The sequence below is a fragment of the Burkholderia sp. Ac-20392 genome (genome assembly GCF_017104585.1).
In the GTDB taxonomy this organism is placed as follows: Bacteria; Pseudomonadota; Gammaproteobacteria; order Burkholderiales; family Burkholderiaceae; genus Burkholderia; species Burkholderia lata.
In genome coordinates this window covers 36,020-52,693 of record NZ_JAAGPB010000016.1, presented here as the reverse complement: position 1 = coordinate 52,693, position 16,674 = coordinate 36,020, and the positions used below count along the sequence as shown (strand labels likewise).

The following is a 16,674-nucleotide window of genomic DNA, read 5'->3' as shown; positions in this document are numbered from 1 at the left end:
TCCCCTTGAAGGGTCGTTCGAGACCAGGACGTTGATAGGTCAGGTGTGTAAGCGCAGTAATGCGTTCAGCTAACTGATACTAATTGCCCGTAAGGCTTGATCCTATAACAAGTCTGTCTCGCGCTGATTACAGCGCGTCGGACTGGTTGATTCTCGTGTGTGATACACACAACTCAAAATTACTGCTTCTTCCAAGATTGGTTGTGCTGCGAAGCCAGCACAACAACCCCTTTTGCCTGATGACCATAGCGAGTCGGTCCCACCCCTTCCCATCCCGAACAGGACCGTGAAACGACTCTACGCCGATGATAGTGCGGATTCCCGTGTGAAAGTAGGTAATCGTCAGGCTCCCTAAGCCGAGAACCCCCGCCCGAAAGGCGGGGGTTTTTGCATTGGTGCGACGGAAATGCGCAGGGGATCGGGATGGGCGGCCTGGCTGGAGCTGGGGCGCCGAATGCGCCGATTTAGGGACCTGCCGCCCTCGAACGACCCGCCGCTCTGCGCCCCCTGATCAAACCGATCGAGCTGGCTCTGCACGGGTGGCTGGCGCTGGCCGAAATCCACATTCAAACATCCATCCTCCCGCTGTTCACGACGACGACCAGGTCGAGTAGCGACTCCATCGCATACCTGACTATCTCTCGACGTAGATTCGAGCGTCGCGGGTCGTGGTCCGGTGCAGCATTACCAATCCTTTGATTGCCGTCTATCTGGCGTCGTTCATGGGCGTATTGAGCTTATCCGCGGGCTAAGGCCATCATCGCAATTCCGTGCCTATCGAGCATGTTTCGCGGCCTCCGTCACCGCGTGAACCGTCGGCATGACCCGGGCAACGGGTCGCCTCAATCGGACGTTTTGGCGTGTTCTTGCCACGAGCACTGAACGACTGTTACCCATCGAGCGGGTGAAGACGGATTGCGCCCAGGATGACATCGTGTAGTCATCCTGAGCTTTTGGTCTCTTAATTCGTCGCATCTTCGCTCAAGTTGACCCACACAAAAAACGGGCATGCGTAACCAGTCGGATCGAAAGAATCGGTGTGCAGCGCGAACTGCATGTCCGCGAGCTCATCGACCGGATGGCATCAGAAATCCGCGCTGTTCCTTTTGACGAGCACGGGCTGCCCGTCGCGCAACACATAGATTTCTTCGATGAGCGAATAGGCCGTGCCGCCAAAGCAGTCTCGCCCTTCGCCCATTAACGCGAAGTGTGTGCCGCCAGCGTCGACGCCGGTCGATCGCACCGTGCATGCGGTACTCGGATCCCGGAGTGCGGAGCCATCGCCCGGCGAAAACCGGAGCGTCGTGTTCCGGCCTTGATCTCGCGTTAGCACGACCAACGCAGGGCAGCGAGCAGTAGGTGCTGAAGACTGGATGTCGCACGCCAACTTTCCCGCGTCGTCGGATGGATGCGAAGCGGAAAACGCGCCGGCGTCGAATCCAACGCAGGTATTGACGTTCAGTTGCACGAGGCGAGTATCGAACGGGCACGCGGGATGTCGCGTGTATGCCGAGGATTCGCTGCGATAGGCCGACCAGATACTGACGTTCATCGGCTTGCACGATGGCGAGATGCAGTGGGCGGCACATTGCCGGATGTTCGCCGAGATCGCTTCGACAAGCCTGCGGGGCAGGCCCGGGCGGGGACGCATATCGTCGCCGAGTAATGGCTGCAATGGGTCGATGCACGCCGGGCCGCCGGACTCACGTTCTGGCGCATTGTCGCCGGCGCCGACGAGGTACATGGACGCATCGTTGAGCAGCCACGCATAGGCGATCGCATCTTGGCTCAACGGGGGCGTCCCGGCGGAACCGCCGTGTTGCGAATCGAGACACCCGGCATCGAGCGCGGGTTCCAGTCGGTCATATGCGGCGAGCATTGAGGCTGCCGCCGGGCGTCCTGGAGCGTGGCTGTCAGCGAGCGCCAGCTGGCGGATCCTGGTGATCGTGCTCGAGCGACACCGGTCGTCCGACGGACCCGCGGCATGCGCGGTCAAAGCCATGAAGGTCATCACAACGGCAAGCAGGCGCATGGGGATCCGAACCGGAGGCGGGCAGTTGACCCGCGATGGTATCGCGCCTGTCGCTGAAGCCGGCAAAGGTCGGTGCCGCGCCCATGACTTCCCGTCTGCAGCCGGCCGGCGGGCCCGAGGCAGTTGCCGGAAAACACCCGAAAGCCTTGTCACGTACATCGCCTGCAGGTCGAATTTGACAACCCGTGAGATCCGAAGCGGCATCCTTCAAAATATCGGGGATTGATCAACGAATCCGCCCGGCACGAAATTTGCGGAAATTTTTCGTTTACCCGCTTGGCAGAGTGCGAAAGAGGTCGTATGATGGCGGTCTTTCGTTTTCAGCGTAGATGCAGATCGACGTTGAGGGCGGAGTCTGACGAAGATGTGGCACTGATCGGTGGTACCCATGCTTGCCTTAGCCGGGCAAGGGCGGGAGGTTGGTGGTCAAGCAGGTGTCGGGAAGAGAGTGAAAATAATCTTCCGGATGTGCTTGACAGATGTGCGATGCACCCCCATAATCGTCAGTTCTCTACGGAGGGGTGCCCGAGTGGCTAAAGGGGGCAGACTGTAAATCTGTTGGCTTACGCCTACGTTGGTTCGAATCCAACCTCCTCCACCAAGATTATCAGCGCAGTGAGCGGTAAGGAATCGTTTGTGGCCCGTGCGGGTGTAGCTCAATGGTAGAGCAGAAGCCTTCCAAGCTTACGACGAGGGTTCGATTCCCTTCACCCGCTCCAGACCGCGAAGTTGAAGCGTAAAGCGCCCATGTGGCTCAGTGGTAGAGCACTCCCTTGGTAAGGGAGAGGTCGGCAGTTCGATCCTGCCCATGGGCACCAGCAGTACAAAGTCAGTGTCTTGTTTGCGCGCGGCGCAACCTGTGAAATTCCTTTTGGGAGTCGAAAATGGCCAAGGGTAAATTCGAGCGGACCAAGCCGCACGTGAACGTTGGTACGATTGGTCACGTTGACCACGGCAAGACGACGCTGACGGCAGCGATCACGACGGTTCTGACGAAGAAGTTCGGCGGCGAAGCGAAGGCATACGACCAGATCGACGCGGCACCGGAAGAAAAGGCGCGCGGCATCACGATCAACACGGCACACGTCGAGTACGAAACGGCTAACCGCCACTACGCACACGTCGACTGCCCGGGCCACGCTGACTATGTGAAGAACATGATCACGGGCGCAGCGCAGATGGACGGCGCGATCCTGGTTTGCTCGGCAGCTGACGGCCCGATGCCGCAGACGCGTGAGCACATCCTGCTGGCACGTCAGGTTGGCGTTCCGTACATCATCGTGTTCCTGAACAAGTGCGACATGGTGGACGACGCTGAACTGCTCGAGCTGGTCGAGATGGAAGTTCGCGAACTCCTGTCGAAGTACGACTTCCCGGGCGACGACACGCCGATCGTGAAGGGTTCGGCAAAGCTGGCGCTGGAAGGCGACACGGGCGAGCTGGGCGAAGTGGCGATCATGAGCCTGGCCGACGCGCTGGACACGTACATCCCGACGCCGGAGCGTGCAGTTGACGGCGCGTTCCTGATGCCGGTTGAAGACGTGTTCTCGATCTCGGGCCGTGGTACGGTTGTGACGGGTCGCGTTGAGCGCGGCATCGTGAAGGTCGGCGAAGAAATCGAAATCGTCGGTATCAAGCCGACGGTGAAGACGACCTGCACGGGCGTTGAAATGTTCCGCAAGCTGCTGGACCAAGGTCAAGCAGGCGACAACGTTGGTATCCTGCTGCGCGGCACGAAGCGTGAAGACGTGGAGCGTGGCCAGGTTCTGGCGAAGCCGGGTTCGATCACGCCGCACACGCACTTCACGGCTGAAGTGTACGTGCTGAGCAAGGACGAAGGCGGCCGTCACACGCCGTTCTTCAACAACTACCGTCCGCAGTTCTACTTCCGTACGACGGACGTGACGGGCTCGATCGAGCTGCCGAAGGACAAGGAAATGGTGATGCCGGGCGACAACGTGTCGATCACGGTGAAGCTGATCGCTCCGATCGCGATGGAAGAAGGTCTGCGCTTCGCAATCCGCGAAGGCGGCCGTACGGTCGGCGCCGGTGTCGTCGCCAAGATCATCGAGTAAGCCAGTTATTCGTTGATCGACAGTTTTGGGGCTGGCAACAGCCGGCCCCAGCATGGTTTAGGGGTATAGCTCAACTGGCAGAGCGTCGGTCTCCAAAACCGAAGGTTGGGGGTTCGATTCCCTCTGCCCCTGCCAAAAAATAGCCACGTGTTCTACGTGGCATTTGTTTTAAGGTGTTATGGCGAATCCATCCGTCGAAACTGTAAATACCTCCGGCGATAAGCTGATGCTGGCCCTGGGCGTATTGTTGGTCTTGGCCGGATTCGTGGGCTTCTTCTGGCTGGCCAATCAGCAGTGGTATGTCCGCGGTGCCGCGTTGGCGGTAGGTATCATCGCCGGCGTGGCTGTCGGGCTGATGTCCGCACCTGGCAAGAGCCTCATCGCCTTTGCCAAGGATTCGTACAAGGAAGTCCGCAAGGTCGTTTGGCCCACCCGCAAGGAAGCAACGCAAACCACACTCGTCGTGTTCGGTTTCGTGCTCGTGATGGCGATTTTCCTCTGGTTGAGTGACAAATCGATCGAATGGGTGATTTTCTCGGCGATTCTGGGTTGGAAATGATATGAGCGATACTCCGGCATCCCCGAGCGGAAAGCGTTGGTACGTCGTGCACGCCTACTCCGGTATGGAGAAGAGCGTGCAACGTGCGCTTCAGGAGCGCATTGAACGTGCTGGCATGCAGGACAAATTCGGTCAGATCCTGGTCCCGACCGAAGAAGTGGTCGAAGTCAAAGGCGGTCACAAGGCAGTAACCGAGCGTCGTTTCTTCCCCGGCTACGTGCTGGTTGAGATGGAAATGACGGACGAAACGTGGCACCTCGTGAAGAACACCGCGAAGGTCACCGGTTTCGTCGGCGGTGCACGCAACCGCCCGACCCCGATTTCCCCGAAGGAAGTCGAGAAGATCATGTCGCAGATGCAGGAAGGCGTTGAGAAGCCGCGCCCGAAGACCCTGTTCGAAGTCGGCGAGATGGTGCGTGTCAAGGAAGGCCCGTTCACGGACTTCAATGGCACCGTCGAAGAAGTCAACTACGAAAAATCGCGCGTGCGTGTGTCGGTCACCATCTTTGGCCGATCCACCCCGGTCGAACTCGAGTTCGGCCAGGTCGAAAAAGTTTGATCCCGATTCGGTGGGCAGCCTCGGCTGCCCACCTTCGCGCTTACGGCCCGCGTCATGGCCGTTGAGGAGCGTCAGTAGCCCGTGGCGAAAGCGCGTTATTACTCACCGAACGCCTTCTCAGGCGTTCCAATGAGGTTCACAAATGGCAAAGAAGATTATCGGCTTTATCAAGCTGCAGATCCCTGCAGGTAAAGCCAACCCGTCGCCGCCGGTCGGTCCGGCACTGGGCCAGCGCGGCCTGAACATCATGGAGTTCTGCAAGGCGTTCAACGCGCAGACTCAAGGCATGGAGCCGGGTCTGCCGGTGCCGGTGGTCATCACGGCATTCGCTGACAAGAGCTTCACGTTCGTGATGAAGACGCCGCCGGCGACCGTCCTGATCAAGAAGGCGGCGAAGGTGGACAAGGGCTCGAGCAAGCCGCACACCGACAAGGTCGGTTCGATCACGCGCGCTCAAGCTGAAGAAATCGCTAAGACCAAGATGCCGGACCTTACGGCAGCTGATCTGGACGCAGCCGTTCGCACCATCGCTGGTAGCGCACGCTCGATGGGCATCACTGTGGAGGGCGTGTAAATGGCTAAGATCTCCAAGCGCCGTCAGGCATTTGCTGCCAAGGTTGATCGTCAGAAGCTGTACGCGATCGAAGACGCACTGAGCCTCGTGAAGGAATGCGCGAGCGCGAAGTTCGACGAGTCGATCGACGTCGCAGTCCAGCTCGGCATCGATGCGAAGAAGTCGGACCAGGTCGTTCGTGGTTCGGTCGTTCTGCCGGCAGGTACGGGCAAGTCGGTTCGCGTTGCAGTGTTCGCGCAAGGCGAGAAGGCCGAGCAAGCGCGTGCAGCAGGCGCGGAAATCGTCGGTATGGAAGACCTGGCAGAGCAGATCAAGGCTGGCCAGATGGACTTCGACATCGTGATCGCTTCGCCGGACACGATGCGTATCGTCGGTACGCTCGGCCAGATCCTCGGCCCGCGCGGCCTGATGCCGAACCCGAAGGTCGGTACGGTCACGCCGGACGTCGCAACCGCCGTCAAGAACGCGAAGGCTGGTCAGGTGCAATTCCGTGTCGACAAGGCCGGTATCATCCACGCGACCATCGGCCGTGCATCGTTCGAACCGACCGCACTGCGTTCGAACCTGTCGGCGCTGATCGAAGCGCTGCAGAAGGCAAAGCCGGCAACGAGCAAGGGCATCTACCTGCGCAAGATCGCACTGTCGAGCACGATGGGCGTCGGCGTGCGTGTTGACCAGGCTACGCTGGCAGCGCAGTAAGCAAGTATTCGGGCTGCTTCGTTCGCGAAGCGGCCTACATGGGCTTTGGGCGGTTGTTCGTGCAGCAAGGCGGGCAACCGGTTATCAAAGACCGTTGGTGGGGCGCAGCAGTCAGGCGAACCCTTAATTCAAGCCAACGCAGATGGCGAACCCGAAAAAGTTTTGCAGTGGTGAAGCCGCAGGCCGTGAAGCGATTCCCGGCGTGAGGTGGAAATACTCCTAACGAGGTCGGACGCCGTTGTTGAACGAGGTACGTGAGGTTTCGTGCCGAACGTATCGTTTCTGGAGGCTAACCGTGCCGCTTAATAGAGAAGACAAGCAAGCCGTCGTCGCTGAGGTTTCCGCGCAAGTCGCGAAGGCCCAGACCGTTGTGCTGGCTGAGTATCGTGGAATTGCGGTTGGCGATCTGACCAAGCTGCGCGCGCAAGCGCGTGAGCAAAAGGTTTACCTGCGCGTGTTGAAGAACACGCTGGCGCGTCGCGCTGTCGAAGGTACGCCGTTTGCTCCGCTGGCAGAGCAGATGACTGGCCCGTTGATCTACGGCATCTCGGAAGATGCAATTGCTGCTGCTAAGGTCGTCAACGACTTCAGCAAGAGCAATGACAAGTTGGTCATCAAGGCTGGTTCGTTCGATGGCAAGGTGATGGACAAGGCTGGCGTGCAAGCGCTGGCAAGCATCCCGAGCCGCGAAGAACTGCTCTCGAAGCTGCTGTTCGTTATGCAATCGCCTGTTTCGAGCTTCGCGCGCGCTCTTGCCGCGCTGGCCGAGAAGAAGCAAGCGGAAGCTGCGTAATCGAACGTGCATCAGCGTCATTGATCGCTGGCTGTATCCGAATTCAATTTAGGAGTATTTCAAATGGCAATCGCAAAAGAAGACATCCTGGCAGCAGTCGAAGGGATGACCGTTCTGGAACTGAACGAACTGGTCAAGGCATTCGAAGAGAAGTTTGGCGTGTCGGCAGCTGCAGTTGCAGTCGCTGGCCCGGCAGGCGGCGGCGCTGCTGCTGCTGCTGAAGAGCAGACCGAATTCACGGTCATGCTGCTCGAAGCAGGCGGCAACAAGGTTGCAGTCATCAAGGCAGTTCGCGAACTGACGGGCCTGGGCCTGAAGGAAGCGAAGGACCTGGTTGACGGCGCACCGAAGCCGGTCAAGGAAGCAGTGCCGAAGGCTGCTGCTGACGAAGCCAAGAAGAAGCTGGAAGACGCAGGCGCGAAGGCCGAAATCAAGTAAGTTTCGACGCGCTGTGCGAAGGCTGGCGGTATTTTCACCGCCGGCCTTTTTGTGCTTTGTGGGGTCGTTATTCTGGCACTCATTCGGGAGCCCGAATAATCGGCCCCAGAAGCCAAAGAAAACCGTCTGATCGTTGCGATTGATCACGAATGGCGGTTCTCTTTGTCTTCTGAAGCGACTGCAGAAGGCAAGTTTGGTCGGGTAGCGGGCAACACAGGCATCCGCTGCCGTCAGCCAGCGGTTGGTAGCGGCCAACCACCAAGCTTCTCGGCTCGTTCAAGCCGTCGGACGGCCATCGGGTCTCAGTCGGTGAACACTCGGGTTTGAAACGTCCAGGTATTCCGCCTCGATAGCACCCGCCGTGATTCGGAGATCGTATGCAATATTCCTTCACCGAGAAGAAGCGCATTCGCAAGAGTTTCGCGAAGCGCCCCATCGTTCACCAAGTTCCTTTCTTGCTGGCTACCCAGCTTGAATCATTCAGCACGTTTCTGCAAGCCGATGTGCTCGCGGCGCAACGCAAGCCTGAAGGTTTGCAGGCCGCGTTCACATCGGTATTTCCCATTGTTTCGCACAACGGCTTCGCGCGCCTCGAGTTCGTGAGCTACGCGCTGTCCGCGCCGGCATTCAACATCAAGGAATGCCAGCAGCGCGGCCTGACGTACTGCTCCGCACTGCGCGCGAAGGTCCGCCTTGTCATCCTCGACAAGGAATCGCCGAACAAGCCGGTCGTCAAGGAAGTGAAAGAGCAGGAAGTGTACATGGGCGAAATGCCGCTCATGACGCCGACGGGCTCGTTCGTCATCAACGGCACCGAGCGTGTCATCGTCTCGCAGCTGCATCGTTCGCCGGGCGTGTTCTTCGAGCACGACAAGGGCAAGACGCACAGCTCGGGCAAGCTGCTGTTCTCGGCACGGATCATTCCGTACCGCGGCTCGTGGCTCGACTTCGAATTCGATCCGAAGGACATCCTGTACTTCCGCGTCGACCGTCGCCGCAAGATGCCGGTCACGATCCTGCTGAAGGCCATCGGCCTGACGCCGGAACAGATCCTCGCGAACTTCTTCGTGTTCGACAACTTCACGCTGATGGACGAAGGCGCACAACTCGAGTTCGTGCCCGAGCGCCTGCGTGGTGAAGTCGCGCGTTTCGACATCACGGATCGTGATGGCAAGGTCATCGTCCAGAAGGACAAGCGGATCAACGCGAAGCACATTCGCGACCTCGAAGCCGCGAAGACCAAGTTCATCTCGGTGCCAGAAGACTATCTGCTCGGCCGCGTGCTGGCGAAGAACGTCGTCGACGGCGACACCGGCGAAGTGATCGCGAGCGCGAACGACGAAGTCACGGAAAGCGTGCTCGAGAAGCTGCGCGAAGCGGGCATCAAGGACATCCAGACGCTCTACACGAACGACCTGGACCAGGGCCCGTACATTTCGTCGACGCTGCGTGTCGACGAAACGACCGACAGGACTGCCGCGCGCATCGCGATCTACCGCATGATGCGTCCGGGCGAGCCGCCGACCGAAGAAGCGGTCGAGGCTCTGTTCAACCGTCTGTTCTACAGCGAAGAAGCGTACGACCTGTCGAAGGTCGGCCGTATGAAGTTCAACCGCCGCGTCAGCCGTGACGAGATCACCGGCCCGATGACGCTGCAGGACGACGACATCCTCGCGACGATCAAGATCCTGGTCGAGCTGCGTAACGGCAAGGGCGAAGTGGACGACATCGACCACCTCGGCAACCGTCGTGTGCGTTGCGTCGGCGAACTGGCGGAAAACCAGTTCCGCGCAGGTCTCGTGCGTGTCGAGCGCGCGGTCAAGGAACGCCTCGGCCAGGCCGAAAGCGAAAACTTGATGCCGCACGACCTGATCAACTCGAAGCCGATTTCGTCGGCGATTCGCGAGTTCTTCGGTTCGTCGCAGCTGTCGCAGTTCATGGACCAGACCAACCCGCTGTCGGAAATCACGCACAAGCGCCGTGTTTCAGCACTGGGCCCGGGCGGTCTGACGCGCGAGCGCGCAGGCTTTGAAGTTCGCGACGTGCACCCGACCCACTATGGCCGCGTGTGCCCGATCGAAACGCCGGAAGGTCCGAACATCGGCCTGATCAACTCGCTCGCACTGTATGCGCACCTGAACGAGTATGGCTTCCTCGAGACGCCGTACCGCAAGGTCGTGGACAGCAAGGTGACCGACCAGATCGATTACCTGTCGGCGATCGAAGAAGGCCGCTACATGATCGCTCAGGCGAACGCCGCGATCGACGAGAACGGCCAGCTGATCGACGAACTCGTGTCGTCGCGTGAAGCCGGCGAAACGATGATGGTCACGCCGGACCGTATCCAGTACATGGACGTCGCACCGTCGCAGATCGTGTCGGTCGCAGCTTCGCTGATTCCGTTCCTCGAGCACGATGACGCGAACCGTGCACTGATGGGTTCGAACATGCAGCGTCAGGCCGTGCCGTGTCTGCGTCCGGAAAAGCCGGTCGTCGGTACGGGCATCGAGCGCACCTGCGCGGTCGACTCGGGTACGACGGTTCAGGCGTTCCGCGGCGGCGTCGTCGACTATGTCGACGCAGGCCGTATCGTGATTCGCGTGAACGACGACGAAGCAGTCGCAGGTGAAGTCGGTGTCGACATCTACAACCTGATCAAGTACACGCGTTCGAACCAGAACACGAACATCAACCAGCGTCCGATCGTGAAGATGGGCGACAAGGTCTCGCGCGGCGACGTGCTGGCCGACGGCGCCTCGACGGACCTGGGCGAGCTCGCGCTCGGCCAGAACATGCTGATCGCGTTCATGCCGTGGAACGGCTACAACTTCGAGGATTCGATCCTGATCTCGGAGAAGGTCGTTGCGGACGATCGCTACACGTCGATCCACATCGAAGAGTTGAACGTCGTTGCACGCGACACGAAGCTCGGGCCGGAAGAAATCACGCGCGACATCTCGAACCTGGCAGAAGTCCAGCTCGGCCGTCTCGACGAATCGGGCATCGTGTACATCGGTGCTGAAGTCGAAGCAGGCGACGTGCTGGTCGGCAAGGTCACGCCGAAGGGCGAGACCCAGCTGACGCCGGAAGAGAAGCTGCTGCGCGCGATCTTCGGCGAGAAGGCTTCGGACGTGAAGGACACGTCGCTGCGCGTGCCGTCGGGCATGAGCGGCACCGTGATCGACGTCCAGGTGTTCACGCGTGAAGGCATCCAGCGCGACAAGCGTGCGCAACAGATCATCGACGATGAACTGAAGCGTTACCGTCTCGACCTGAACGACCAGCTGCGCATCGTGGAAGGCGACGCGTTCCAGCGTCTCGCACGCATGCTCGTGGGCAAGGTCGCGAACGGCGGTCCGAAGAAGCTCGCGAAGGGCACGAAGATCGACCAGGCTTACCTGGAAGACCTCGACCACTACCACTGGTTCGACATCCGCCTTGCGGACGACGAAGCAGCGGCGCAGCTCGAAGCGATCAAGAACTCGATCGAAGAAAAGCGTCACCAGTTCGACCTCGCGTTCGAAGAGAAGCGCAAGAAGCTCACGCAAGGCGACGAACTGCCGCCGGGCGTGCTGAAGATGGTCAAGGTGTACCTCGCGGTCAAGCGTCGCCTGCAGCCTGGCGACAAGATGGCAGGCCGTCACGGTAACAAGGGTGTCGTGTCGAAGATCGTCCCGATCGAAGACATGCCGTACATGGCCGATGGCCGTCCGGCAGACGTCGTGCTGAACCCGCTGGGCGTTCCGTCGCGGATGAACGTGGGTCAGGTTCTGGAAGTGCACCTCGGCTGGGCCGCGAAGGGTCTCGGCTGGCGTATCGGCGAAATGCTGCAGCGTCAGGCGAAGATCGAGGAAATGCGCGTGTTCCTGACGAAGATCTACAACGACTCGGGCCGCCAGGAAGACCTGGAAAGCTTCACCGACGAAGAGATCCTCGAACTCGCGAAGAACCTGCGCGAAGGCGTGCCGTTCGCAACGCCGGTGTTCGACGGTGCGACCGAGGAAGAAATGGGCAAGATGCTCGACCTCGCGTTCCCGGACGACATCGCTGAACAGCTCGGCATGAACCCGTCGAAGAACCAGGTCCGTCTGTACGACGGCCGCACGGGTGAAATGTTCGAACGTCGCGTGACGCTTGGCTACATGCACTACCTGAAGCTGCACCACTTGGTCGACGACAAGATGCACGCGCGTTCGACCGGCCCGTACTCGCTCGTCACGCAGCAGCCGCTGGGTGGTAAGGCGCAGTTCGGTGGCCAGCGTTTCGGTGAAATGGAAGTGTGGGCACTCGAAGCGTACGGCGCGTCCTACGTGCTGCAGGAAATGCTGACGGTGAAGTCGGACGACGTGAACGGCCGTACCAAGGTTTATGAAAACCTGGTCAAGGGCGATCACGTGATCGATGCAGGCATGCCGGAATCCTTCAACGTGCTCGTGAAGGAAATCCGCTCGCTCGGTATCGATATCGATCTCGACCGCAATTAATCGGACTACGGAGAGAAAGCAATGAAAGCTCTGCTCGATCTATTCAAGCAAGTCCAACAGGAAGAAGTTTTCGACGCGATCAAGATCGGTCTGGCCTCGCCGGACAAGATCCGTTCGTGGTCGTTCGGCGAAGTGAAGAAGCCGGAGACCATCAACTACCGTACGTTCAAGCCGGAACGCGATGGTCTCTTCTGCGCGAAGATCTTCGGGCCGATCAAGGACTACGAGTGCCTGTGCGGCAAGTACAAGCGTCTGAAGCACCGCGGCGTGATCTGCGAGAAGTGCGGCGTCGAAGTGACGCTGGCGAAGGTGCGTCGTGAACGGATGGGCCACATCGAGCTGGCCTCGCCGGTCGCTCACATCTGGTTCCTGAAGTCGCTGCCGTCGCGTCTGGGCATGGTGCTCGACATGACGCTGCGCGACATCGAACGCGTGCTGTACTTCGAAGCATATGTGGTCATTGAACCGGGCATGACGCCGCTGAAGGCGCGGCAGATCATGACCGAAGAGGATTACTACAACAAGGTCGAGGAATACGGCGACGAATTCCGTGCCGAAATGGGCGCGGAAGGCGTGCGTGAACTGCTGCGCGCGATCAACATCGACGAGCAGGTCGAGACGCTGCGCACCGAGCTGAAGAACACCGGCTCGGAAGCGAAGATCAAGAAGTACGCGAAGCGCCTGAAGGTCCTCGAGGCATTCCAGCGCTCGGGCATCAAGCCCGAGTGGATGATCCTCGAAGTGCTGCCGGTGCTGCCGCCGGAACTGCGTCCGCTCGTGCCGCTGGACGGCGGCCGTTTCGCGACGTCGGACCTGAACGACCTGTATCGCCGCGTGATCAACCGTAACAACCGGTTGAAGCGTCTGCTCGAGCTGAAGGCGCCTGAAATCATCGTCCGCAACGAAAAGCGGATGCTGCAGGAAGCCGTCGACTCGCTGCTCGACAACGGTCGTCGCGGCAAGGCGATGACGGGCGCGAACAAGCGTCCGCTGAAGTCGCTCGCCGACATGATCAAGGGTAAGGGCGGTCGTTTCCGTCAGAACCTGCTGGGCAAGCGCGTCGACTACTCGGGCCGTTCGGTCATCGTGGTCGGCCCGACGCTGAAGCTGCACCAGTGCGGTCTGCCGAAGCTGATGGCGCTCGAACTGTTCAAGCCGTTCATCTTCAACAAGCTGGAAGTGATGGGCGTTGCGACGACCATCAAGGCTGCGAAGAAGGAAGTCGAGAACCAGACGCCGGTGGTGTGGGACATCCTCGAAGAGGTGATCCGCGAGCACCCGGTGATGCTGAACCGTGCGCCGACGCTGCACCGTCTCGGTATCCAGGCATTTGAGCCGGTGCTGATCGAAGGCAAGGCAATTCAGCTGCACCCGCTCGTCTGCGCGGCGTTCAACGCCGACTTCGACGGTGACCAGATGGCCGTTCACGTGCCGCTGTCGCTCGAAGCGCAGATGGAAGCGCGTACGCTGATGCTGGCGTCGAACAACGTGCTGTTCCCGGCCAACGGCGATCCGTCGATCGTGCCGTCGCAGGATATCGTGCTGGGTCTGTACTACGCGACCCGCGAAGCGGTCAACGGCAAGGGCGAAGGCCTGTCGTTCACGGGCGTGTCGGAAGTGATCCGCGCGTACGAGAACAAGGAAGTCGAGCTCGCATCGCGCGTCAACGTGCGGATCACCGAAATGGTCCACAACGAAGACACGTCGGAAGGCGCGCCGCCGTTCGTGCCGAAGATCTCGCTGTACGCGACGACCGTCGGTCGCGCGATCCTGTCGGAGATCCTGCCGCACGGCCTGCCGTTCTCGGTGCTGAACAAGCCGCTGAAGAAGAAGGAAATCTCGCGCCTGATCAACACGGCGTTCCGCAAGTGCGGTCTGCGTGCGACGGTGGTGTTCGCCGACCAGCTGATGCAGTCGGGTTTCCGTCTCGCGACGCGTGCCGGCATCTCGATCTGCGTGGACGACATGCTCGTGCCGCCGCAGAAGGAAACGATCGTCGGCGACGCCGCGAAGAAGGTGAAGGAGTACGACCGCCAGTACATGTCGGGTCTCGTCACCGCGCAGGAACGCTACAACAACGTGGTCGACATCTGGTCGGCAACGTCGGAAGCGGTCGGCAAGGCGATGATGGAGCAGCTGTCGACGGAGCCGGTGACGGACCGCGACGGCAACGAGACGCGCCAGGAGTCGTTCAACTCGATCTACATGATGGCCGACTCGGGCGCCCGGGGTTCGGCGGTTCAGATTCGTCAGCTGGCCGGTATGCGTGGCCTGATGGCGAAGCCGGACGGCTCGATTATCGAGACGCCGATTACCGCGAACTTCCGCGAAGGTCTGAACGTGTTGCAGTACTTCATCTCGACCCACGGTGCACGTAAGGGTCTGGCTGATACGGCACTGAAGACCGCGAACTCGGGTTACCTGACGCGTCGTCTCGTCGACGTCACGCAGGATCTGGTGGTGGTGGAAGACGATTGCGGCACGTCGAACGGCGTCGCGATGAAGGCACTCGTCGAAGGCGGTGAAGTCGTCGAAGCGCTGCGTGACCGTATCCTCGGCCGCGTTGCGGTTGCGGACGTCGTGAACCCGGAAACGCAGGAAACGGTGTACGAATCGGGCACGCTGCTCGACGAAACGGCGGTCGAGGAAATCGAACGTCTCGGCATCGACGAAGTGCGCGTGCGCACGCCGCTGACCTGCGAAACGCGTTACGGCCTGTGCGCAGCCTGCTACGGCCGTGACCTCGGCCGCGGCTCGCTCGTGAACGTCGGCGAAGCAGTCGGCGTGATCGCGGCACAGTCGATCGGTGAACCGGGCACGCAGCTGACGATGCGTACGTTCCACATCGGTGGTGCGGCATCGCGTGCGGCAGTGGCTTCGTCGGTCGAAGCGAAGAGCAACGGTATCGTCCGCTTCACGGCGACGATGCGCTACGTTACGAACGCGAAGGGCGAGCAGATCGTCATTTCCCGTTCGGGCGAAGCGATGATCACCGACGACTTCGGTCGCGAGCGCGAGCGTCACAAAGTGCCGTACGGCGCGACGCTGCTGCAGCTCGACGGCGTGACGATCAAGGCAGGCACGCAGCTCGCCACGTGGGATCCGCTGACCCGTCCGATCATCACCGAGTACGGTGGTACGGTGAAGTTCGAGAACGTCGAGGAAGGCGTGACCGTCGCGAAGCAGATCGACGACGTGACCGGCCTGTCGACGCTGGTCGTGATCGACGTGAAGCGTCGTGGCTCGCAAGCTTCGAAGAGCGTGCGTCCGCAGGTCAAGCTGCTCGACGCGAACGGCGACGAAGTGAAGATTCCGGGCACGGAGCACGCAGTGCAGATCGGCTTCCAGGTCGGCGCACTGATCACCGTGAAGGATGGCCAGCAGGTGCAGGTCGGTGAAGTGCTCGCACGTATCCCGACGGAAGCGCAGAAGACGCGTGACATTACCGGCGGTCTGCCGCGGGTGGCGGAACTGTTCGAAGCGCGTTCGCCGAAGGATGCCGGCATTCTCGCGGAAGTCACCGGTACGACGTCGTTCGGTAAGGACACGAAGGGCAAGCAGCGTCTCGTCATCACGGACCTCGAGGGCAACCAGCACGAGTTCCTGATCGCGAAGGAAAAGCAGGTTCTGGTTCACGATGCTCAGGTCGTCAACAAGGGCGAAATGATCGTGGACGGTCCGGCCGATCCGCACGACATCCTGCGTCTGCAGGGTATCGAGGCGCTGTCGCGCTACATCGTTGACGAAGTGCAGGACGTGTATCGTCTGCAGGGCGTGAAGATCAACGACAAGCACATCGAGGTGATCGTTCGCCAGATGCTGCGTCGTGTGCAGATCACCGACAACGGTGATACGCGCTTCATCCCGGGCGAACAGGTCGAGCGTTCCGACATGCTGGACGAGAACGATCGCATGATCGCCGAGGACAAGCGTCCGGCTTCGTACGACAACGTGCTGCTCGGTATCACGAAGGCATCGCTGTCGACCGACTCGTTCATCTCCGCGGCATCGTTCCAGGAAACGACCCGCGTGCTGACCGAAGCGGCGATCATGGGCAAGCGCGACGATCTGCGTGGCCTGAAGGAAAACGTGATCGTCGGCCGTCTGATTCCGGCCGGTACGGGTCTCGCGTTCCACAAGGCACGCAAGGCGAAGGAATCGTCGGATCGCGAGCGTTTCGACCAGATCGCAGCGGAAGAGTCCTTCGACTTCGGCACGCCGAGCGCGCCGGCAGAAGAGCCGCAGCAACACCCGGCAGCCGAGTAAGTGCGGGCGGCGCGAGCCGCCTTGCCTTACCTCGCTGTCACCGAAACCGCCCGGTTCTGCCGGGCGGTTTTTTTTCGTCCGTTGTTTACGCGCATGACGGGCCTGCGCAGCGCCGGCGAAGGTCGCTTGCGAGCGATGTGTCGCCTGACTGCTGGCGCCGCCGCAGCCATTGTGCTGACTGCAGCGTAGCTGCGG

10 protein-coding genes, 4 tRNA genes and 2 rRNA genes are annotated in these 16,674 nt (G+C 60.5%); 15 read left to right on the top strand and 1 reads right to left on the bottom strand.

Annotated elements, in window-relative coordinates:
• Positions 1–104: ribosomal RNA gene (locus G3N99_RS04425) — 23S ribosomal RNA — on the top strand; the annotation flags it as partial.
• A 131-nt stretch (positions 105–235) separates the two neighbouring features.
• A 5S ribosomal RNA gene (gene rrf / locus G3N99_RS04420) occupies positions 236–348 on the top strand.
• Positions 349–1,084: 736 nt separating this feature from the next.
• Here the strand turns inward: rrf and G3N99_RS04415 are convergent.
• Positions 1,085–2,032: a hypothetical protein gene (locus G3N99_RS04415; RefSeq protein WP_206121740.1), complete on the bottom strand. Its 948-nt coding sequence runs from the start codon at positions 2,030–2,032 to the stop codon at positions 1,085–1,087.
• Between the two features lie 515 nt (positions 2,033–2,547).
• Here G3N99_RS04415 and G3N99_RS04410 point away from each other — a divergent pair.
• From G3N99_RS04410 to rpoC, 13 genes are all read left to right on the top strand, one after another.
• A tRNA-Tyr gene (locus G3N99_RS04410) sits at positions 2,548–2,633 on the top strand.
• A 44-nt stretch (positions 2,634–2,677) separates the two neighbouring features.
• Positions 2,678–2,751: transfer RNA gene (locus G3N99_RS04405), tRNA-Gly, on the top strand.
• Between the two features lie 24 nt (positions 2,752–2,775).
• A tRNA-Thr gene (locus tag G3N99_RS04400) sits at positions 2,776–2,850 on the top strand.
• A gap of 66 nt (positions 2,851–2,916) precedes the next feature.
• A complete protein-coding gene (tuf, locus tag G3N99_RS04395) occupies positions 2,917–4,107 on the top strand; it encodes an elongation factor Tu (protein WP_011350666.1) in 1,191 nt (396 codons plus the stop codon).
• A 59-nt stretch (positions 4,108–4,166) separates the two neighbouring features.
• Positions 4,167–4,242, top strand: a tRNA-Trp gene (locus tag G3N99_RS04390).
• A 43-nt stretch (positions 4,243–4,285) separates the two neighbouring features.
• The gene (gene secE / locus G3N99_RS04385) at positions 4,286–4,666 is read left to right on the top strand and encodes a preprotein translocase subunit SecE (protein WP_006482892.1); all 381 of its coding nucleotides are present in this window, start codon (positions 4,286–4,288) and stop codon (positions 4,664–4,666) included.
• Between the two features lies 1 nt (position 4,667).
• Positions 4,668–5,225: a transcription termination/antitermination protein NusG gene (gene nusG, locus G3N99_RS04380; protein WP_006400672.1), complete on the top strand. Its 558-nt coding sequence runs from the start codon at positions 4,668–4,670 to the stop codon at positions 5,223–5,225.
• A gap of 142 nt (positions 5,226–5,367) precedes the next feature.
• Positions 5,368–5,799, top strand: coding sequence for a 50S ribosomal protein L11 (rplK, locus tag G3N99_RS04375; protein ID WP_006477201.1), 432 nt, complete (start codon positions 5,368–5,370; stop codon positions 5,797–5,799).
• Positions 5,800–6,498: a 50S ribosomal protein L1 gene (rplA, locus tag G3N99_RS04370; RefSeq protein ID WP_174939873.1), complete on the top strand. Its 699-nt coding sequence runs from the start codon at positions 5,800–5,802 to the stop codon at positions 6,496–6,498. It begins immediately after the preceding gene.
• A 295-nt stretch (positions 6,499–6,793) separates the two neighbouring features.
• Positions 6,794–7,291 carry a 50S ribosomal protein L10 gene (gene rplJ, locus G3N99_RS04365; RefSeq protein ID WP_174939871.1) on the top strand — a complete coding sequence of 166 codons (498 nt, stop codon included), beginning with the start codon at positions 6,794–6,796 and terminating at the stop codon, positions 7,289–7,291.
• Positions 7,292–7,354: 63 nt separating this feature from the next.
• Positions 7,355–7,729 (top strand): 50S ribosomal protein L7/L12, encoded by a 375-nt coding sequence (gene rplL, locus G3N99_RS04360; RefSeq protein WP_011350669.1) that lies wholly within the window; start codon positions 7,355–7,357, stop codon positions 7,727–7,729.
• A 377-nt stretch (positions 7,730–8,106) separates the two neighbouring features.
• Complete coding sequence (gene rpoB, locus G3N99_RS04355) at positions 8,107–12,213, top strand: DNA-directed RNA polymerase subunit beta (RefSeq protein WP_011350670.1); 4,107 nt, start codon at positions 8,107–8,109, stop codon at positions 12,211–12,213.
• A gap of 21 nt (positions 12,214–12,234) precedes the next feature.
• Positions 12,235–16,479 (top strand): DNA-directed RNA polymerase subunit beta', encoded by a 4,245-nt coding sequence (gene rpoC, locus G3N99_RS04350; protein WP_174939869.1) that lies wholly within the window; start codon positions 12,235–12,237, stop codon positions 16,477–16,479.
• Positions 16,480–16,674: the final 195 nt, after the last annotated feature.